Here is a 20,001-nt window from a genome sequence, read left to right as displayed (position 1 = left end):
AATGGACAATTATTATTTTCATATGGACAACCTTTCTGTTGGTTACAATCGAAAGGCACTGATCCACGATATCTGTATTGGAATAAAAAAGGGAGAGATCGTAACTCTCATTGGTCCTAACGGTTCCGGAAAATCTACTATTTTAAAAAGTATTACAAGACAGCTGCAGATCATTGGCGGAAAGGTCTATTTTGACAACCAGAATCTGTTGTCCTTTACCTTTCGGGATCTGTCTACCCGTATGGCTGTAGTTCTTACTGAGAGAATGAAGCCGGAGCTGATGACCTGCCATGACATTGTAGCAACCGGCCGTTATCCTTATACAGGAAGGCTTGGCATTCTTACAAGGGAAGATGAAGAAAAGGTAGAAGAAGCTATGAAGGCGGTACATGCAGAAGCTCTTGGCAGCCGTGATTTTAACAACATCAGTGATGGACAGCGCCAGAGGGTGCTTCTTGCACGCGCGATCTGCCAGGAACCAGATATTATTATTCTGGATGAGCCTACTTCATTCCTGGATATTAAACATAAGCTGGATCTTTTATCTATTCTTCGGGATATGGCGAAGAAAAAGCAGATAACTGTTATCATGTCTCTTCATGAAATTGACCTTGCACAGAAGATTGCGGATAAGATCATCTGTGTAAAGGGAGATACCATTTCCCATTTTGGAAAACCTGAGGAAATTTTCGAGGAAAATATGATCCGGGAGCTTTATGAAATCAACAACGGCTTTTTTGATCCGCTGTTTGGGAGCATTGAACTTCCAAAGCCGGAAGGTGAAGCGAAAACTTTTGTGATCTGTGGAAACGGCACTGGTATTCCCGTATTCCGGCAGCTTCAGAAGGTGCATACTCCTTTTATTGCAGGTGTTCTATACACCAATGATGTGGATTACCGCCTGGCAAGACTGCTGGCCGATCAGGTGATCACAGAGAAACCCTTTATGGAAATCAGCGGGGAAACCTTCCAGAAAGCTTTAAAAGCCATGGAAAGCTGTGACAGGGTTATCTGTACAAGCGTACCTGTTGGAAGCTGCAATAAGCGGCTGGGAGAGCTTATCGAGGCAGCAAAGAAAAGCAGAAAAGTGCAGTTTGTATAAAGAAAAAACTCTATATCAAAAGCAGTGAGGGATTTTAAGCTCATTATATAAAAAATAGAAAAAAACGCTCTATACAGAACACACGTTTTGCGCTATACTAATTTTACTGAAGGGAGGAGATAAAATAACTTATGAAAAAGAAGATTTTTACAAAAGATAACCTGATTTTCTTTTTAATTCTGAATCTGGGATTAATTTTTACAGCAGTTGGAATTTCCATTTTCAAAACGCCAAATCACTTCGCATTTGGCGGTACATCCGGTTTGTCCATTATCCTGTCTACCCTGTTTCCGAAGTGGAATGTAGGCGCATTCATGTGGATCGTCAACGCAGCGCTGGTTGTACTCGGATTTTTCTTTCTGGGAATCCGTTCTATGGGCTGGACTATTTATTCCTCCTTTGCCCTGTCTTTTTATGTAAGTGCCTGTGAAGTGATCTATCCGCTTAGTTTCCCGCTGACACATGATGTATTCCTGGAGCTGTGCTTTGCGGTTATCCTGCCAGCAGTAGGAGCGGCCATGGTATTTAACGTAGGCGCTTCCACTGGTGGTACCGATATTGTAGCCATGATCCTGCATAAATATACCAGTCTGGAGATTGGACGCGCCCTTCTGGTCAGCGATCTTGGAATCGTACTGATCGCCGCTTACCTTTACGGTGCACAGACCGGACTTTACTGTATCCTGGGAATGATCTTGAAATGTACCGTTGTAGACAGTGCCATTGAAAGCCTGAACCTGCGAAAAGTCTGTACCATTATCAGCAAGTACCCAGATCAGGTGGAAGACTTTATTATCAACGATCTTCACCGTTCTGCAACTGAGCAAAATGCCTTCGGTGTTTATACCAAACAGGAGCAGAAGGTACTGATGACTGTTCTCACCAGAAGCGAGACCAACCGCCTCGCATTCATTTAAGACAGATTGATCCCCACGCTTTCATTACCATTGTAAACAGCAGTGAGATCATTGGAAAAGGCTTTCGGTCTATTTAGTATTTCTGCTCACGAAACACTTATTTCTGCAATCTGTGGGCGTAATTCCAAAGAAATTCCGAAATGCCTTACTGAAATAGTTATTATCGGAATATCCAACCCGGGCAGCAACTTCCTGGATCTTAATAGAAGGATTCTCCAGCAGTTCTTTCGCCCGGGTCATTCTGACCATAAGGAGGTATTCCTGAATGGTCATCTCATAATGCTGGCGAAAAAGGCGTGTGAGATACTCCTGGGTAAAGAAGTACTTCTTCGCATAACTGCTGACCTTAAGGGGCTGTGGATAGTTCTGGTCAATGTCCTGCCGGATCCTGGCGACAACTTCATCAGGGGAAAGCTTTGGCGCTTCTTTTTCTAAACAGGTACCAGTATTTCCCAATGTCTGGACTGCTTTATCAATGGCAGCATTCAATTCTTCCCGTGCAATTGGTTTTAACAGATAATCAATGGCACCACATTTCAAAGCTGCCTTTGCGTAATCAAAATAATCATACCCACTGATTACAATAAAACAGGTATCCCTAAATTCATGGGAAGCCTTTTCCAGAAATTCCATGCCATTCATAACCGGCATCTGCATATCTACAAAAACAATCTGGGGCTTTATTTCCCGCATGGTTTTTAAAGCTGCAGCACCGTTGGTTTCCTGATAAAGCTCTGTAATATGATAATCTGCCCAGTGACCAAGCCTGCTTATTGCAATTCTAGCAGGTGCCTCATCGTCAATAATCAGTACTTTATACATTTTCATTTTCCCTCTTTCTGATTGGAAGTTCCATTTTTACTTCTGTAAACTGATCGCCCTGTGATTCCAGAAACAGACCAGCCTCTCCCTGATAAAGTATTTTCAGACGGCTTGCAAGATTGGGAAGTCCGATGGAATTGCCAGTATCTGCTGATTTTCCGGAAAAAATATCATTCAGTTCTTTCACTTTTTCTGGGAGAATTCCCTTTCCATCGTCATATACACTGATGAGCAGCCGGTTATTTTCCATACATACCCGGATGATAATGTGAAGAACAGCTCCGTTCTCCGGCATTCCGTGTATAATGGCATTTTCTACCAGCATTTGAATACTGATTTTTGGAATCACTGCCAGATTTACCTTTGGATTAATTTTCTTCGTCACTTCCAGGCGCCCGCCTAGTCTTGTTTTCTGCAGAAGAATATACCGGTCTACATAATCAAGTTCCTCCTGCAAGCGGACGAGTTCTCCGCCTTTAATGGTATAACGAAGATTTGCAGACAAAGACACAATCATATCATAAATTTCCTGACAGTCTGCAAGCAATGCTTCTGTAGCAATCGCCTGAAGAGTGTTATAGAGAAAATGGGGATTCAGCTGGGCCTCCAACGCCTGGAGCCTGGAATTTTTCTCATTGATGCTGGAAATATAGTTGGTCTCGATCAATTCATTAATGTGGGCTGCCATGTCGTTATAGCTTTCTGTTAATGCACAGGTTTCCTTACAGCCTCCGCCAAAAGCTGTGGGAGAAAAGTCTCCTTCACCCATTTTTCCCATCTGGTAAGACAGCCTCTTCAATGGAATTGTGATCATCCGGATCATGAGCGTAACAATAATGATCAGACAGATAGTGATCACTGCAATCTGCATTACCAGAGGAAGCAAAAAGTCCCTTGCCCGGTCATCCCAGGCGCTTTTAGGAAGCAGGGAAAGCAGGACAATGCCCGTCTCTTCACTGGTCCTGCGAAGTGCAAGATAAGAAATTCCACCGATATTTACATTTTCAACATCTGAATGAAGCCCAAAAAGCTGCTTTTTTTCTTTTTCTTCCTGATTTCGGATATCCTCAGAACTGGAATATAAAAGTTCACCATCTGAATTATACAGGCATAAGATCTGCCCATAATCCTGATGGTTTTTCATAAGCAGCCGCAGCTGTGTAGTATCTACATCCACATAAGACAAACTGACTGGTTCCCGGTTTCTCAGGCGGATCAGGTAGTGATAATACCGGAAAAACACATCTTCTGAATCCGGGGGCGCCAGATATTCATATTTGTCATTGCTTCCACAGGCAATATAAGGTCTGGATATTTCAGTATCTTTTACAGGGGTCGATAAAATATGCTGTCCCCCAACCCCTGCATTCCGCTCAAAACATAAATCCTGATTCATTGCTGTAATGGAATAAGAACGGATATCTGTTCTGCTATGATAGGAAGACTGGATTTCCTGTTTTATGTCACTGATCTCAGAAGAGGAAAGAGGTTTTCTCTTCAGCAGGGAATTATAGACAGATACATTCAGGCAGGGCTGTACGCAAAAGATCCGCAGACCCTGAATATATTGATCCAGATTTGCCACATCCATCTCCAGAATAGTCTGTGTGGAAGAAGTATATTCCTCTGCAAAAGACCTTGCCTGACCAGAATAACCACTATATAAAATAATTCCAAATGCAAGAACGATCACAGACAGGATCACAACTGTCAGCTGCGTCTGCATGGATAAATTTTCTATTTTCTTTTTCATACATAAAGCTCCTTTTTATTATGGCAATATTATACAACTTGTTGTATTCATTCACAATAGAACAGGTTATAGATATCAAACTTTTACCATAAACAGTTTGATTTTTTCTATTTATTTGTAATATTGCATAGTGTATGATTAGATTATCAAAAACAAAGCAGGCTGCCGTGGGCGAAACGGGCAGCAGCAAAAAGAAGGAGGATATGCATATGCATAAGAAACAAATCGCTTTATTAATGGCCGGTTTAATGACAGTCAGTTCTCTTACAATGGGTTCTGTAACCGTAATGGCAGACGATGATCCGGTAGAGCTTTATTTCATGTTTAATGGTCCGGAATACACAGACGCTTACCATGATCTGATCGATCATTATACAGAAGAACATCCAAATGTATCCATTGAGCTGGAAGTCCTTCAGAATGATTACCAGACTGTACTCCGTTCCAGATTAAATTCCGGTGAGGTTCCGGACCTGTTTCTTTCCAGTGCATACAGCGACAATACTTTATATGCAGATTATATTTATAACCTGGATGACGAAGAGTTTATGAAGAACTTTTCCGAGACAACCCTTACATCTGTAACAGAAGATGGCCATATTACAGGAATGCCATTCCTGGTTCAGTCCCATGGCTTTATCTATAACAAAGCATTATTTGAGCAGGCTGGAATCACAGAACTTCCAACTACCTTAGACGAGCTTCGCACCGTTTGTGAGAAATTGACAGATGCAGGTATTCAGCCATTCAGCTCCGGATTTGGTGAGTGGTGGATCCTTCCACAGACCGTTTATCCGTCCATGAGTGATGCCTATGACGGCGATTATGACAAGCTCTTTGAAGATGTGAAAAACGGAGATCTGAAATTCGGCGAGCTTCCGCAGGTTGATTTTGCACTTGATCTTCTGGATCTGATCAAGGAGTACAGCGGTGACAAGCCAATGGAGTCCACCAATGATCTTCAGTGCTCCGATTTTGCAACAGGAAAAGTTGCCATGATCCACAATGGCTCCTGGGACGAGGCAAGTATCCGCGCCATTGCCCCTGATATTGATATGGGTTATGTTTATATGCCCCGCATGGACGAAAAAGCAGTTCTCGCAGTTGAGTCCAACCTTACCTTCCGTGTAGCAAAAGATTCCGAAAATCTTGATACGGTTCTTGATTTCCTGAACTACATGTGTACTTCTGATTATGGAAGAAGCTGGGTTCCATCAGTTATCGGCGATATCTCCCCACTTACCGGAGCAGATGCACCTGATACACAGCTTGCAGCAGAAACAGCAGCTGCACAGGATAATTCCGTAACATGTCCATGGTGGATCTTTAAAGGACCAGAAGGTGTAGAAGAGCCATTTGGTACCGCATTCCAGAACTATGTTGCAGGAAATGCAGACCGCGACGAGACAAAAGAGGTTCTTACCCAGTTATTTGTTGATGCTTACGATGCAATGTAATTTATTATAAAATGATCGCGTGAATAAAAACGAAAACAGGGCGGCTGACAATTTCGGCAGCCCTGTTTTTCCGAAAAGGACAGGAGGTTTCTTTATGCAGGCAAACAGCCAGAAACGAAGGGCCAGAAAAACAGCATTGGAATTCGCAGGATATGTAGCCCCTGCAGTTTTCTTCATCACGCTGTTTGTAGGAATTCCTTTCGTTATGTGTATTTATTATTCCTTCCGTAAATGGAACGGTATTGGAAAAACATCGGAATTTATCGGACTCGAAAATTATATCCGGCTTTTTACCAATGATCCAGCCTTTGTCAGTGCGCTGAAATATACCTTTATCTATGCCATTGGAACAGTACTGATCGTAAATGTACTTGCCATTTTTTTTGCCGCACTTCTGGAATCCAAGATCAAAGGCAGAGGATTTTTCAGAGCCGCTTTTTATATTCCCAATATCATAAGCCTTGTTATCATTGGATTTATCTGGAAATTTATCTGTACCAGAGTATTTGAAGCACTTATGTCCATAACCGGATGGGGAATTTTCGGTCTTAGCTGGCTGGGAGACTCCCAACTGGCTGTGTTCTCCACCATCATTGTTTCTGTTTGGCAGAGCCTTGGCTTTTATATCCTGATCTACGTTGCAGGTATGCAGGGAGTACCAACGGAACTAAATGAATCCGCAGACCTGGATGGGGCAGGAGCAGTCCGCAGATTTTTCTCAATTACTATCCCGCTGATCATGCCGTCCATTTCCTTCTGCATGTTCCATTCTGTTGCCAATTCCTTAAAAATGTTTGAATTGATCTTCAGCTTGACAGGCGGCGGTCCGGGAACATCTACTACGTCAATTGCACTTGATATTTACAACACTGCATTTAACAACAGCCGCTATGGATATGGAAGCGCCAAAAGTGTAATTCTTTTTATCATCGTTCTGGTGATCTCCGTAATTCAGGTTAATTTCTTTAAAGGCAAGGAGGTAGAGGCATGAGTAAAAAAAGCAAAGCACTTCACGGTGTGATACAGTTATTCCTGATCCTTTTTCTGCTTTTATATCTTTCCCCTCTTTTCCTGGTGGGAATCAATGCCTTTAAAAGCTATCAGGAAATCATGACAGATGTTATGAGCCTTCCATCTGCTTTTACTCTTGACAATATAAAAAATGTATTTCATGATATGAAATATCCAGCTACTTTTTTGAATACACTCATCGCCACAGTAATAGGAACTCTCGGCATTATCGTGATCGCTTCCATGGGAGGCTATAAAATGGCACGTGTGAAAACACGCTACAGCCGTTTCTGTTTCCTGTTCTGCATTGCGCCTATGATGATCCCGTTCCAGTCCTTTATGCTTACTCTGGTAAATGTAGCCACCACTTTACATATCAATGGGAAAATATGGGGACTTGCCATTATTTACTGGGGGCTTGGTGCCCCAATGAGTATTTTCCTGTATCAGGGCTTTGCCAAGGGCATTCCCCTGGAACTGGAAGAGAGCGCACTTATTGACGGCTGCAACCAGTTTCAGCTTTTTACCCGTATTATTTTTCCAATGCTGAAATCCTGTACTGCGACGGTTACGATCATCAATGTAATGTGGATCTGGAATGACTTTCTTCTTCCCCTTCTTATGCTGGGCGGAAGAAAGAGCAGCAAAACCCTGCAGCTTGCAGCCTACAGCTTTATGGGACAGTACAAAATGGAATGGCAGAACATTATGTCTGCTGCGATCCTGATCATTATCCCAGCGCTGATCCTGTATCTGATTTTCCAGAAATCTATTATCAAGGGTGTTGTAGCTGGAGCCGTAAAAGGCTGACCGATTTTCAAAGGAGGAATGGAAGATGAAGTTTACCAATGGCTTCTGGCTTGTGAGAGATGAATTTCAGGCTGATTATGTAAGAGACATTTATGAGGTAGAAGAGCGGGAAAACGAACTCCTGGCTTTTGCCCCTATAAACAAATCCAGGGACGCGGGGATACCTTAAACATTGGAATGATGACCTATACCTTCACCGCACCAGCAAAGGACATTTTGGGAATCCACATGGTAAATCACGCTGGAAATTACGTAAAAAGCCCATCATTTGAATTGTATGGTGATTTAGATAAAAGTCCGGAACGTAAATGTGAGAAAGCTTCCGGCAAAGAAAAATGGACGTTAAAGTCAGGAAAGCTTTCCCTGGAATTTGAAACTGGTTCCCCTGAAATGAAGTTTTATGGAGATGGAAGGGAGCTTACCTGTATCAAGAGCAAAACTACGGGAATGATGCATCACAAACAAGGCATGAACTATCTGGTCTCCGGACTTAATTTAGGTGTTGGCGAGCTGGTTTATGGCCTTGGGGAACGGTTTACCCCTATGGTAAAAAATGGCCAGACCGTGGATATCTGGAATGAGGATGGCGGTACAGCCAGTGAAATTTCCTATAAGAATATTCCGTTCTATTATACGACCAAAGGCTATGGCGTCTTTGTCAATCATCCGGGACGTGTCAGCTTCGAGGTAGGTAGTGAGAAGGTGGAAACCGTACAGTTTTCTGTAGAAGATGAGGAACTGGAATACTTTGTTATTTATGGTCCTACCCCTTTGGAAATTATAGAAAAATACACAGCCCTTACCGGAAGACCGGCATTGCCGCCTAAGTGGTCCTTTGGCTTATGGCTTACCACATCCTTTACCACCAACTACGACGAGGCTACGGTAAACAGCTTTATTGATGGATTTGAACAGCGCCATATTCCTCTTTCTGTTTTCCATTTTGACTGTTTCTGGATGAAAGGCTTCGAATGGTGCAACTTCACCTGGGATAAAGATATGTTCCCGGATCCGGCAGGTATGCTGGAACGTTTTCATAAGCGAGGCTTAAAAATCTGTGTTTGGATCAATCCCTATATTGCACAGAAGTCGCCTCTGTTTGGAGAAGCCATGGAAAAGGGCTATCTTCTGATGAAAGACAATGGAAGAGTTTGGCAGTGGGATATGTGGCAGGCTGGTATGGGACTGGTAGACTTTACCAATCCAGATGCATGCAGCTGGTACCAGAGTAAGCTGAAAGCACTTCTGGATGTGGGAGTGGATTGTTTCAAAACAGATTTCGGAGAACGTGTTCCTACCAATGTAAAATGGTTCGACGGCTCTGATCCGGAAAAAATGCATAATTATTACACGTATCTTTATAACCAGTGCGTATTTGAGCTTCTGAAAAAAGAAAAAGGAGAAAGCGAAGCTGTTCTTTTTGCACGAAGTGCAGCACCAGGCGGACAAAAATTTCCAGTACACTGGGGCGGAGATTCAACCAGCCAGTATATTTCCATGGCCGAAACCTTAAGGGGCGGGCTTTCCCTTATGGACAGCGGCTTTGGCTTCTGGAGCCACGATATTGGCGGCTTCGAGGATGATGGCTCAGCTGATCTGTACAAAAGGTGGGTGGCTTTTGGACTTTTATCTTCCCACAGTCGTTTACACGGATCCAGTTCTTATCGTGTTCCATGGAATTATGATGAAGAGGCCTGTGAGGTTCTGAAATACTTTACCGAGCTGAAATGGAAGCTTATGCCTTATATTTACAGCCTTGCACAGACTGCCCATGAAAAAGGGCTTCCCGTAATGCGTCCAATGCACATGCAATACCCAAAAGACAGAAACTGCGCATATCTGGATCAGCAATATATGTTGGGAGACCGCATTCTGGTTGCACCTGTATTTTCCTCAGATGGAAAACAGGATTTTTATCTTCCAGAAGGAAACTGGGTACATCTTCTTACCAAAGAACCTGCACAGGGAAACCAGTGGCATACCGGAACCTTTGATTACTTCAGTCTGCCATTGTATGTAAGAGAAGGAGATCCTTTACTAAAAGTTATTTAATAGAAAGATTTTACAGGCACTGTCTGGCATGTTTGTCCCAGACAGTGCCTTTTTAATGTCAAAATATTGTTATTTTCTGTCAGAAAAGGGATAGCTTTTGGGACAGAAAAACAGTATAATACCAAATAGTTTATTTAAATATAGGTATTTACTAAGGAGGGAAAATGAAAAGAATACTTTCAATTGGAAAAGATGATTTTTATCCGCAGATTTTCCGGTTGGCGGTTCCAATTATTATACAGAATCTGCTCAGTGCGGCTGTGAATTCAGCGGATGTGATCATGTTGAATTACGTGGGGCAGTCCGCTATTTCGGCGGTATCCCTGGCAGCCAATTATTCCAATATTTTATTTATGGTGTATTATGGCATCGGTACCGGAGCCTCTCTTTTGTGCTCCCAATATGCCGGTAAAAAGGATTTTCAGGCGATTCATGTAGTAGAGGGAATCGCACTTCGTTTCTCTGTGTTGATTTCCCTGTTGGTTGCCCTGGTTGCATTTACTGCGCCTCAGATGATGCTGAGGCTATTTACCAATGATCCTGAGCTGATCACCATTGGTTCCTCCTATATCCGCATTATGGGCGTTACCTATATCTGCTGGGGAATCTCGGAGATCTATCTGGCAGTTCTTCGAAGTATTGGAAGAGTAACCATCAGTATGGCGCTGAATATGCTGGCATTTATTCTGAATATATTCCTAAATGCAGTTTTTATCTTCGGCCTGTTCGGTGCTCCGAAGCTTGGTGCAACCGGCGTTGCAATCGCCACCGCTGCATCAAGACTGATCCAGCTGATTGGCTGTGTGGTTGTATCTTCCTTTAGTAAAAATGTGAAGCTGAATCTGGCATATATGTTCCTTCGCAGTAAAGTATTGTTTCAGGACTTTATCCGTTTGTCACTTCCGGCACTTGGAAACGACCTGTCCTGGAGCGTTGCTTTTTCCATGTATTCTGTAATCCTGGGACACCTTGGCACTGACGCGGTGGCCGCTAATTCCCTGGTTACTGTGGTGCGGAACATTGGCTCTGTATTCTGTTTTGCCATTGCAAGTGCGGGAACCATTCTTCTTGGGCAGATCATGGGAAAAGGAGACCTGGAAAAATCCAGACGATACGCTTCCAGAATGCTGAAGCTGACTGTGATCACCGGTGCACTTGGAGGGCTGATCGTCCTTGCCATCACTCCTTTTGTGATGAAATTTGCTTCCCTGAATGACACCGCTATGCATTATCTGAAATACATGCTTCTCATTAACACCTACTATATTATGGGATCCGCAGTAAATACTGCGCTGATTGCAGGTGTCTTTCGGGCAGGGGGCGATACGAAATTTGGCTTAATCTGTGACACGGTAGATATGTGGGTATATGCGGTGCCGCTAGGTTTCTTCGCTGCCTTTGTACTGAAGCTTCCAGTGTTGTGGGTTTACTTTCTGCTTTGTACAGACGAATTCGTGAAATGGCCCTGGGTTTTCCATCATTACCGAAAGGGAGAGTGGGCGAAAAATATTACCCGGGAAGATATTTTTGAACAATAGGATCTGATGAAAAATGGACACAGACTGCAATGTCTTTATTACTGAACCTCCAGTAATGGCATTGTGATCTGTGTCCATTTTGGTTAGATTTCTACCAGAATTCCCTTTTCCTTATCATACTTACAATATTTCCCCTTTCCGGAAATAAATGGCTGATAGGTATTGGTACGAGTATCTTTCACATATACAATTCCGGTAGCGATCATTTCTACCAGTGAGAATCGTTTGCTCAGGCTGGAAATCCAGGCATATGTCTTATTGCTGTCTGAGTCAGCTGCCACCAGAGAGTAGCCTTCTTCACATGGTTTCAGTTAGAAGTAAATTTTCTCAGGCTTAGAAGTCTCTTTAAACACCTGGCTTGCTATGTAAGAAGAGAAATTCTTCTCCACAAACTGCTGGAAAGAATACAAGGTGTAAACTTCCCCGCTGACTTCGTCTGTGATCCGGTCCCCGCGCTGCAGACGGGCCTTGATCAGTGACAAGGTCTCAATGGTCCAGTTGATAAAAGGCGAGCTTGCCCTGTCGGATCCTACATTTCTGGAACGTTTATTGGGAAAAATGGGTCTGGTGCTTTATACTTTTGCAAATGGATGGGATGAGTCGCCAGTATCACCCCAGGGATATGAAGCACCTGTTAAATCTATTGGCAATAGTACCACGACTCCCAGGGACTTGGAAAATAACCTGGATGTGCAGATTGTATTGATGGCGTTAGCAGAAAGTGTTGCAGCCAGGCTTCGAAAACATGGGTTTAAATGCAAGGTAGTATCCATCAGTATCCGGGATAATGGGTTATATTCTTTTTCCCGGCAGAAAAAGTTAGAGCGTCCCACGGATATTACAAATGAGATTATGAAAGCTGCCAACGAGCTTTTTCAGGAACATTATAACTGGCAGCATCCGATCAGAAGCCTGGGAGTTCGTGCAGAAAGTCTGGTATTATCCGATATTCCTATACAGCTTGACTTATTTGTGAGCGAGGAACAACGAGAAAAACAGGAGAAAATGGATCAGGCGGTGGATGAAATCCGCAGACGGTTTGGATATTTCAGTGTGCAAAAAGCTTTTATGTATCAGGATAAAGCCCTTGCAAGTCTGGATGCACAAAGTTCCCACACGGTTCACCCGATAGGATATTTTAATGGGAGGTAATTGGTAAATGGAAAATGCAAAAGTATATGTGGATGTCCTTGTCAATTTTGACAAAGATGGAACTATGAGCCCGGTGGACTTTATCTGGGAAGATGGGGAAAAATATCATGTGGACCGTATTCTTGCGAGGGAGCGCTGTGCTAGTCGAAAAGCAGGTGGAACCGGAATTTGTTACACCATAATGGTGAATGGAAAAGAGAGCCATTTATACTATGAATTTGATAAATGGTTTATGGAGAGACGATGCTCCTGATACGTGAAGCTGGAGACTGTCAGAGAAAATGAAAATACAATATATGGAAACATGCAATTGACACGCACTATATATTGTGCTATTCTATAATTGAATTATCGTTTATGCATAGCACTCTATGCAGGAAAATTTAGTTCTGGTGCGAATCAGAAGCAATCATTTGAGACAATAGATCTGGAAAATATAGAAAGACATCAAAAACCTGGAATGGATTTTTGGTGTCTTTTTTTGTTGCCAAAAATTCCAGAATCTAGGCAAAGGGCGCAAATACGAAGGAAAGGAGTTACTGGATAATTCAAAAAAGTATAAGCATATCGGAGGAGGAACATGGAACAGAAAACTTTGGAATACGAAGGAAGTCTGTGCAAAGAAGAACTCATTTTGAAAGTGGATTCTTATCGTTGCTAAAACAGGCTTTTTATCGCAATGGTCAAGAAAAAAGATCAGGAAGAGGAACTATATGACATTTTAACAGTAAGCTTGCCAGGTGAGAATATAAAAATAAACGAAGCATTTATCACAGATTTTGAGTGCAAGTATAAGCTTCAGTTTATCCGAAAATACAAGCTTGGAGAAGTGCTGCAAAGAGTGGGGCATTCTGGATTTTGTGATTATCGGCTGGTGCGTTTTGATCTGGAAAAGCTGGCAGAATATGATCGGGAAGGCATAAAAAAATTTCTTGCAGAACAGGAAGGAGGACATGCATAAATGGAAAATGCCAGGAACCGAAAAACTTTAGAGCTATAAAGAGGGTGGTGGCATAAAAGATGAAGAGTATGCAGGCTATTATTGCCTGGTACTGGCAATTGTCTGCGGACTAAATGCAGCGGAGGCCTGGAAGATCTATCAATATGGACCGGATCATCCGTTAAGTAAAAAAATTCTGAAGCATAAGATCAGGGATTCCTCCCTGAAAAAGCTGAAGAAAAAAGAGCAGGAAAAAATGATGAAAAAGCTGTTTCTGGAAGGATACAGTAAAAATGCAATTGCAGAAGCGTTTGAATGCTTACCGGAAACCGTAACAGCAAGAATCAAAAGAGCAGAGGAGGACATGAATGGAACATAGAAATATAAATACAGTTGGAACGATATTTAATGACTTTTTAGGCTTGTACACAGGAGAAAGACCTGTTGGGATCCATGAGCTGATCCAGAAATATGACAGGCATCCGGTCCTGATGGGATTGTTGTCCAATGTGGATTCTGTTATTTATGTGGATGTTAAAAAGGCCATGTATGAGATCTATCCATTTTACAAGAAATACAGACATCGTGCATTGGATGATAATGCGTGGAAAGACATTGTAGAGAGTGCGGAGACCCTTGAAAAGAAGTGGAATGAAAACCTTTGGGTACGCCGGGTAATACTGAATCTAGTGAATGAGCTTGATAAGGAATCCCAGGAAGTGCAAAGAGCGGCAGCTGGCGGAAATGCAGAAAATCATGCATCCAAAGCGGCATAATGACGGGAGGAACTTTATATGCTGGAAAAATTGGCAAAAAGCATAGAGGAAGTAAATGTCCTGGCAGAACATTACCGGACCTGTCAAAATGTAGCGGCAATAGAAGGGCTTGCAAAAGAATGTTTCATATCCAAAGAGGACACGGATGCTTTTATAGCGGGAAAAAGGAAGTTTCTGCTGAAGGTTTTGTTAACCCAGCAAGCTGTGTCTGTAACCGAAAAACTGACAGAAGAAATGCTTCTTTTGCAGGATTCAGGGTATGCGACTGTGCTTGGCACGTATCTTTTAGACCTTGCCAGAAAAGATCCTGTTATGAAAGAGGTGATCCTCCAGCCCCATAAGACGCTGAGCACTGTCTCGAATATGTCCATGAAAAAGCATATGAGACGGCACTGGAGAAAGCAAAGAAAGAGGGAAAAACTGGTGTGGGGCAAAATGCTGGTATTGCGATTGGCTCTACAGAGGTATTTGCCTGGGTAATAGACTATTACCTGTTGGAAGACCGTAAAGACATGGAGAAAAAAGCGCAGGAAGAAAAAGATACAATAAAGAAAGCCTGGAAAAGAGCGGATTCAATCAGGACATTGTCAGCAAAATCTAAGGATGCAGATACGAAGAAAGATGTTTCGGAAGATGCAAAGGTGGCAGCAAAGCCAGCAGCGCAAAAGAAAGAAGAACCGGAGCAGCTTTCTTTATTTAATTTAGGAGCCTGAATATGATTGCATACAAAGGGTTTGAAAAAAATTTAAGTTGCAGGGGTTATCAATTTAAACGATATGGGATCAATGAGACAACGGAGGCAAATTGCAGACAGAATGGATTCCATTGTGCGGAAAATCCGCTGGATTGTCTTGTTCACTATCCGAATTGGAGAAACTCCAGGTATTTTGTAGTGAAAGCATTTGGAGATCTGGATGAAGATGACTGGGCTGGCAGATAAAATTATGGTTACAAGGCAGGCAGTATCACGCTGGGAAAATGGTGATACCGTTCCCAATACTGATACACTTAAGCTCTTATCTAAAGAATTTGATGTTTGCAAGTTATGGGATGCAGGAGAAAAGGGACTTACATTATCTGCTTTTGAATGGGAGAAGGATAGAAAAACGCTGATATATGGGCAGGTAGACTATATGTATGGAGAAGCACTTTATAAGCCTGAAATGAAAGAAGGAAATCCTATAAGGTTATATAGTTTGGATGAAATCACGGAGATATTCGGTAAATTAGGACTTCGTATTTGTAACAGCTTTGCTGATTTCAGTGGAAAGTCGAGTTCTGATAATGATATTCAATTGATGGTTTATTCCATACGAGAATAAAAATAGAGTAGACGAATTATTTAGCAATCTTCATCAAATCTTTATTTTTTTCTGTTAGGTTATATTTCAGTAAGAAATGAAATATGGAAGGAAGGATAGTAAAGATGGAAATGATGTTGCAGACACAAAATTTGTGTAAATATTTTAGAAAGCAGAAAGCGGTAAATAATGTTTCACTTAATATAGAAAAGGAACAGATTTATGGACTGCTTGGACCGAATGGTGCGGGAAAATCTACCACATTGAAAATGTTGACTGGTATGATGAAACCAACTGCAGGAAAGATTTACTTTGATGGAAAACTTTTGGATAGGAAAGATTTATCAAAAATAGGAGCGTTAATTGAAAATCCGCCTATTTATGAAAATCTTTCCGCCAGAGAGAATTTGAAGGTAAGACAATTATTGCTTGGTACAGATGAAAACAGAATTGATGAGGTCTTGCAGATTGTATCACTTACAAACACCGGAAAGAAGAAAGCAGGACAGTTTTCTTTGGGAATGAAGCAAAGACTAGGCATTGCAATGGCATTGCTTGGAGAACCGGAACTTTTGATATTGGATGAACCTACGAATGGATTAGATCCAATAGGCATCGAGGAATTACGAGAGCTGATCCGGTCTTTTCCGGAACAGGGAATCACTGTAATTCTCTCCAGTCATATTCTCTCAGAGGTACAGTTACTTGCAGATAAATTCGGGATTATTTCAGGTGGAATCTTAGGATACGAAGGAGCATTAAAGCAGGGAGATAATCTTGAAGATTTGTTTATGAATGTGGTAAGAAAAAACCAGAAAGCAGGTGAAATCCATGGTTAATATTATAAAAGCAGAACATCAAAAAGCCAAAAGAACCATGCGAAAAAAGTTTATCTGGGGATTTCCTCTTCTTACATTTGTCATGGCATTTATATTTACTCTTGGGATGACAAATGCTTATGCAGAAAGTGTTTGGAACTGGTGGTATACACTTTTGCTGCCGGGGATGATTGCTCTATTTTGTTATCTTTCTGTGGCGCAGGAGAAAAAGATAAAATACTATCATTTAACGACTATTCCCACAGACAGAAGAAAATTGTTGCTGGGGAAAATTATTTATATTGGGTACATGATTTTGTTTTCTAATGTGATTGTGTTTGCAGGAGCAACGCTTGGAGGCTTTCTTCTAACGACACATGTTCCAGTTGGAGGAGCGTTGATTGCAGTATTGTTTCTGACGGTTTCTGAGTTATGGGAGATTCCGGTAGCTTTATTTTTAAGTGAACGATTTGGAATGATTGTAAACCTGTTCGTCTGCCTGTTTATTACCGTCAGCGGTGTGGTAATATCACAAACCAGAATCTGGTATGTACTTGTCTCTGCAATTCCTATGAGGATGATGTGCCCGTTGCTTCATGTTTTACCAAATGGACTTGCCGCAGAAGCAGGGAATCCTCTTTTGGATACGGGAGTCATTGTTCCGGGAATGTGTCTCTCAATCATCTGGTTTGTTTTTGTAACGGTTCTGTTTTTGAAATGGTTTGAGAGAAGAGAGGTGAAATAAGATGATTGGAAGATCTCTGAATGCAGACTTGCGAAAGATGAAAGGAACATCTGTGATTCTGGCACACTTACTGATTCCGATTCTAACCAGCGTTATATTTTTAATATATTACTTTTTTTCACCATGGAACGAAAATGTGAAAGTGATTGCATTTTATCAGGCAATAGGAGCAGGACTTCCGGTACTTATTGGAATTTTTACAGCAAGTGTGATGGAACAGGAACAAAACGCAGGTGATTTTCAAAATCTGTTGTCTTTACCGGATAAACCTGCAGCATTTTTATCGAAACTGTTGATGCTACTGGTTTTGTGTCTGTGCTCTATCCTATTGACAGCAATCATATTCGGAATTGGATTTGGAAGAATCGCATCAAGCGATATCGAAATCATGAAAGGATGTATATTTGCAGCATTGCTGCTGTGGGGAAGCAGTGTTCCACTTTATCTGTGGCAGCTGATTCTGGCTTTTCAGTTTGGAAAAGGGGTATCCATTGGAGCAGGGATTATATCAGGACTAATTAGTGCATTGATGCTTACCGGACTTGGAGATTATGTGTGGAAATATGTATTTGTCTGCTGGACGGGAAGAGTACCATATACTTATCTGCAATCTGTATTGGGAGAAACTAGTGTAGGTGAATGGTTGTCATTCATACCAGGTTGCTTAATATTTACAGGGATTAGTATGGTATACTATTTTTGGTGGGTAAACCACTGGGAAGGAAACAGAATATCGGAATAGAATCGAGGGAAACTATGGCAAAAATACTGGCAGTTGATGATGAACCGGCAATTCTGGAAATGATAGAAAGCATTTTGAATAAGGATGGACATCTGGTTACTAAAGTAAGTAATCCACTGAAACTTAATATGGAAGAATTACATCGTTATGACCTGATTTTACTGGACATTATGATGCCTGGAATTGATGGCTTCGAATTATGCAAAAGAATCAGGATACTTGTGGATTGTCCGATTTTGTTTCTTACGGCAAAAACGGAGGAAAACAGTCTGGTAAACGGACTTTCTTTAGGAGCAGATGATTATATTTCAAAGCCATTTGGAGTGATGGAACTTCGGGCAAGGATCAATGCACATCTTAGAAGAGAGCACAGGGAACATTCTGTCCGGATGGTTTTAGGGAGAGTCTGCATTCAGATGTCTCAAAAGAAACTGTTGATGGATGATAAAGAACTTCCGTTTACGAAAGCAGAGTACGAAATCTGTGAATTTCTGGCTAAAAACAGAGGACAGGTTTTTTCGAAGGAACAGATATTGGAAGCGGTCTTTGGTTTTGACAATGAGAGTAATGACAGTACTATTATCACGCATATCAAAAATATAAGAGCAAAATTTGCGGATTATGATTATATACCGATAAAAACAGTCTGGGGGATTGGATATAAATGGGAAGAATAAAGAGAAGCAATGCACTCAGCAGGATTTTTATGAGATATGTACTGGTCATGCTTGGATCATTAGTTGGTTTGGTGATTGTTGCTTATCTGCTGCTGTACCTTTTGATTAGTGTGGGCTGTATTTATCCGGCAAATTATGCAGAGCAAAAGATTAATGAAGCATATGATACGATTCTACGTGCAGATAAAGTGACTGCTGAGATGATTCCCGCACTTTGTGATTATGTAATCTTTTCAGAGAATGGAGAGAAAATAGGTGGAGATCTGTCAGAACAATACGAACAGATAGCATGGAATGTTGCAAAGTACGGAAACGCATCCGGGAAATATTTTTATAAAGTAATTGTAAGGGAAAATGAATATGTTGTATTGCAATATCGCCTGACACCTCAATATCATTCAGCTTTTTTGAGGGAGCATTTTATAGGACCACAGAATGTGATGAGTTTTATGTCTGTGATTGGAGCGGTAGCGATTATCATCATTCCGTCCATACGTTTTGGAAAAAGAATCAAAAAGCAGATGCAGCCTGTATTAGACGCAATCGGACAAATAAAGGATCAAAATCTGGAATATGAGACATCCTGTTCCGGTATCAAAGAGTTTGATGACTGTTTATCGGCAATCGATGATATGCGAGATGCATTGCGAGAATCTTTAGAAAAGCAGTGGAAAACAGAGCAAGAAAAGAAACAGCAGATGTCTGCTTTGGCGCATGATATTAAAACACCTCTTACGATTGTACGGGGAAATGCAGAACTACTTTCAGAGACTGAACTGACCACAGAACAGAAGAATAATATCACTTATGTTTTGAACGGCACAACACAGATACAAAGTTATGTAAAACAGTTGATAGATGTCACAAAATCATGGAATTGCAGTGATGTTACCTATACAACGGTGAGGTTAGAAGATTTTTTCGCAGATATAAAGGAACAGGCATTCGGACTGGCAGAAATCTATCACCAGATAATAGATTGGAAGGCGGGACAAAGTGATAAAAAGGTAACGATTGCTTATGATCCAATGTTTCGAGCCGTAATGAATATGATTCAGAATGCAGTGGAGCATACAAAAGAAAATGGAATCATTTATATTGACGCAAAGGAGCAGGATGAACGGCTGACATTCATTGTGGAGGATAGCGGATCAGGATTTACAAAAGAAGCATTATTGCATGGCACAGAGCAGTTTTTTATGGATGACACAAGCAGAAATGGCGAAGCTCATTATGGGATGGGGCTATTTTTTGCAAAAACTGTGGCTGAAAAATATGGTGGAGGTATTAAACTTTCAAATTCTGAAAATACAGGTGGGGCGAGGGTAGAAATATTTTTCCTGAGTAGTCAAAAAACAGGCTAAATAGACCACAATTAAGCTATGTAA

At 41.5% G+C, this 20,001-nt stretch carries 26 protein-coding genes; 22 read left to right on the top strand and 4 right to left on the bottom strand.

Annotated elements, in window-relative coordinates:
- Window position 1: 1 nt before the first annotated feature.
- The gene (locus tag DW904_RS10630; protein ID WP_118580298.1) at window positions 2-1,102 is read left to right on the top strand and encodes an ABC transporter ATP-binding protein; all 1,101 of its coding nucleotides are present in this window, start codon (window positions 2-4) and stop codon (window positions 1,100-1,102) included.
- 131 nt (window positions 1,103-1,233) lie between these two features.
- Window positions 1,234-2,019, top strand: coding sequence for a YitT family protein (locus DW904_RS10625; RefSeq protein WP_243110380.1), 786 nt, complete (start codon window positions 1,234-1,236; stop codon window positions 2,017-2,019).
- Window positions 2,020-2,088: 69 nt separating this feature from the next.
- Here DW904_RS10625 and DW904_RS10620 read toward each other — a convergent pair whose 3' ends face one another.
- On the bottom strand, window positions 2,089-2,847 hold the full coding sequence (locus tag DW904_RS10620; RefSeq protein WP_118580295.1) for a helix-turn-helix domain-containing protein: 759 nt from the start codon (window positions 2,845-2,847) through the stop codon (window positions 2,089-2,091).
- Window positions 2,834-4,594: a histidine kinase gene (locus DW904_RS10615; RefSeq protein ID WP_118580292.1), complete on the bottom strand. Its 1,761-nt coding sequence runs from the start codon at window positions 4,592-4,594 to the stop codon at window positions 2,834-2,836. Before DW904_RS10615 ends, DW904_RS10620 begins: the two co-directional genes overlap by 14 nt.
- A gap of 209 nt (window positions 4,595-4,803) precedes the next feature.
- On the opposite strand from DW904_RS10615, the gene DW904_RS10610 reads away from it, so the two are divergent.
- The 6 genes from DW904_RS10610 (at window position 4,804) to DW904_RS10590 (ending at window position 11,462) form a co-directional block, all read left to right on the top strand.
- Window positions 4,804-6,051 carry an extracellular solute-binding protein gene (locus DW904_RS10610; RefSeq protein WP_173717309.1) on the top strand — a complete coding sequence of 416 codons (1,248 nt, stop codon included), beginning with the start codon at window positions 4,804-4,806 and terminating at the stop codon, window positions 6,049-6,051.
- 94 nt (window positions 6,052-6,145) lie between these two features.
- Window positions 6,146-7,042 (top strand): sugar ABC transporter permease, encoded by an 897-nt coding sequence (locus DW904_RS10605; protein ID WP_118580286.1) that lies wholly within the window; start codon window positions 6,146-6,148, stop codon window positions 7,040-7,042.
- Complete coding sequence (locus DW904_RS10600; RefSeq protein ID WP_118580283.1) at window positions 7,039-7,872, top strand: carbohydrate ABC transporter permease; 834 nt, start codon at window positions 7,039-7,041, stop codon at window positions 7,870-7,872. Before DW904_RS10605 ends, DW904_RS10600 begins: the two co-directional genes overlap by 4 nt.
- Before the next feature lie 25 nt (window positions 7,873-7,897).
- The gene (locus tag DW904_RS23885; protein WP_243110379.1) at window positions 7,898-8,041 is read left to right on the top strand and encodes a hypothetical protein; all 144 of its coding nucleotides are present in this window, start codon (window positions 7,898-7,900) and stop codon (window positions 8,039-8,041) included.
- An 8-nt stretch (window positions 8,042-8,049) separates the two neighbouring features.
- A complete protein-coding gene (gene yicI / locus DW904_RS10595; RefSeq protein WP_243110378.1) occupies window positions 8,050-9,924 on the top strand; it encodes an alpha-xylosidase in 1,875 nt (624 codons plus the stop codon).
- A gap of 164 nt (window positions 9,925-10,088) precedes the next feature.
- Window positions 10,089-11,462 carry an MATE family efflux transporter gene (locus tag DW904_RS10590; protein ID WP_118580280.1) on the top strand — a complete coding sequence of 458 codons (1,374 nt, stop codon included), beginning with the start codon at window positions 10,089-10,091 and terminating at the stop codon, window positions 11,460-11,462.
- An 83-nt stretch (window positions 11,463-11,545) separates the two neighbouring features.
- On the opposite strand, the gene DW904_RS23880 is transcribed toward DW904_RS10590, so the two are convergent.
- The gene (locus tag DW904_RS23880) at window positions 11,546-11,743 is read right to left on the bottom strand and encodes a hypothetical protein (RefSeq protein ID WP_243110377.1); all 198 of its coding nucleotides are present in this window, start codon (window positions 11,741-11,743) and stop codon (window positions 11,546-11,548) included.
- Window positions 11,744-11,773: 30 nt separating this feature from the next.
- On the bottom strand, window positions 11,774-11,944 hold the full coding sequence (locus tag DW904_RS23875) for a hypothetical protein (protein WP_243110376.1): 171 nt from the start codon (window positions 11,942-11,944) through the stop codon (window positions 11,774-11,776).
- Between the two features lie 7 nt (window positions 11,945-11,951).
- Here DW904_RS23875 and DW904_RS10580 point away from each other — a divergent pair, with 7 nt between their 5' ends.
- From DW904_RS10580 to DW904_RS10510, 14 genes are all read left to right on the top strand, one after another.
- On the top strand, window positions 11,952-12,614 hold the full coding sequence (locus tag DW904_RS10580; protein ID WP_118580337.1) for a hypothetical protein: 663 nt from the start codon (window positions 11,952-11,954) through the stop codon (window positions 12,612-12,614).
- Between the two features lie 7 nt (window positions 12,615-12,621).
- Window positions 12,622-12,867, top strand: a complete 246-nt coding sequence (locus tag DW904_RS10575; protein WP_118580277.1) for a hypothetical protein — start codon at window positions 12,622-12,624, stop codon at window positions 12,865-12,867.
- Window positions 12,868-13,287: 420 nt separating this feature from the next.
- On the top strand, window positions 13,288-13,575 hold the full coding sequence (locus DW904_RS10570) for a DUF4313 domain-containing protein (protein WP_334286197.1): 288 nt from the start codon (window positions 13,288-13,290) through the stop codon (window positions 13,573-13,575).
- A 235-nt stretch (window positions 13,576-13,810) separates the two neighbouring features.
- Window positions 13,811-13,933 carry a hypothetical protein gene (locus DW904_RS24535; RefSeq protein WP_264295764.1) on the top strand — a complete coding sequence of 41 codons (123 nt, stop codon included), beginning with the start codon at window positions 13,811-13,813 and terminating at the stop codon, window positions 13,931-13,933.
- Complete coding sequence (locus DW904_RS10560) at window positions 13,923-14,330, top strand: hypothetical protein (RefSeq protein WP_118580271.1); 408 nt, start codon at window positions 13,923-13,925, stop codon at window positions 14,328-14,330. The genes DW904_RS24535 and DW904_RS10560 overlap by 11 nt, the downstream gene beginning before the upstream one ends.
- Window positions 14,331-14,348: 18 nt before the next feature.
- Complete coding sequence (locus tag DW904_RS10555) at window positions 14,349-14,810, top strand: hypothetical protein (RefSeq protein WP_118580268.1); 462 nt, start codon at window positions 14,349-14,351, stop codon at window positions 14,808-14,810.
- The gene (locus DW904_RS10550) at window positions 14,756-15,043 is read left to right on the top strand and encodes a hypothetical protein (RefSeq protein WP_347562110.1); all 288 of its coding nucleotides are present in this window, start codon (window positions 14,756-14,758) and stop codon (window positions 15,041-15,043) included. The genes DW904_RS10555 and DW904_RS10550 overlap by 55 nt, the downstream gene beginning before the upstream one ends.
- Window positions 15,044-15,045: 2 nt before the next feature.
- Entirely contained in the window at window positions 15,046-15,270 is a 225-nt protein-coding gene (locus DW904_RS10545) for a hypothetical protein (protein WP_347562109.1), read from the top strand.
- Window positions 15,245-15,652 carry a helix-turn-helix domain-containing protein gene (locus DW904_RS24530; protein WP_279254386.1) on the top strand — a complete coding sequence of 136 codons (408 nt, stop codon included), beginning with the start codon at window positions 15,245-15,247 and terminating at the stop codon, window positions 15,650-15,652. The genes DW904_RS10545 and DW904_RS24530 overlap by 26 nt, the downstream gene beginning before the upstream one ends.
- Before the next feature lie 104 nt (window positions 15,653-15,756).
- On the top strand, window positions 15,757-16,470 hold the full coding sequence (locus tag DW904_RS10530) for a lantibiotic protection ABC transporter ATP-binding protein (protein ID WP_118580263.1): 714 nt from the start codon (window positions 15,757-15,759) through the stop codon (window positions 16,468-16,470).
- Complete coding sequence (locus DW904_RS10525) at window positions 16,463-17,194, top strand: lantibiotic immunity ABC transporter MutE/EpiE family permease subunit (protein WP_055225702.1); 732 nt, start codon at window positions 16,463-16,465, stop codon at window positions 17,192-17,194. Before DW904_RS10530 ends, DW904_RS10525 begins: the two co-directional genes overlap by 8 nt.
- A 1-nt stretch (window position 17,195) precedes the next feature.
- Complete coding sequence (locus DW904_RS10520; RefSeq protein WP_117854319.1) at window positions 17,196-17,936, top strand: lantibiotic immunity ABC transporter MutG family permease subunit; 741 nt, start codon at window positions 17,196-17,198, stop codon at window positions 17,934-17,936.
- 14 nt (window positions 17,937-17,950) lie between these two features.
- Window positions 17,951-18,613 carry a response regulator transcription factor gene (locus DW904_RS10515; RefSeq protein ID WP_117854320.1) on the top strand — a complete coding sequence of 221 codons (663 nt, stop codon included), beginning with the start codon at window positions 17,951-17,953 and terminating at the stop codon, window positions 18,611-18,613.
- Window positions 18,601-19,977 (top strand): HAMP domain-containing sensor histidine kinase, encoded by a 1,377-nt coding sequence (locus tag DW904_RS10510; RefSeq protein ID WP_118580260.1) that lies wholly within the window; start codon window positions 18,601-18,603, stop codon window positions 19,975-19,977. The genes DW904_RS10515 and DW904_RS10510 overlap by 13 nt, the downstream gene beginning before the upstream one ends.
- The last annotated feature ends 24 nt before the right edge of the window (window positions 19,978-20,001 follow it).

The sequence above is a fragment of the Ruminococcus sp. AM42-11 genome (assembly GCF_003480145.1).
GTDB classification, from domain to species: domain Bacteria; phylum Bacillota; class Clostridia; order Lachnospirales; family Lachnospiraceae; genus Blautia_A; species Blautia_A faecis.
This window is presented reverse-complemented; position numbering and strand designations above follow the sequence as displayed.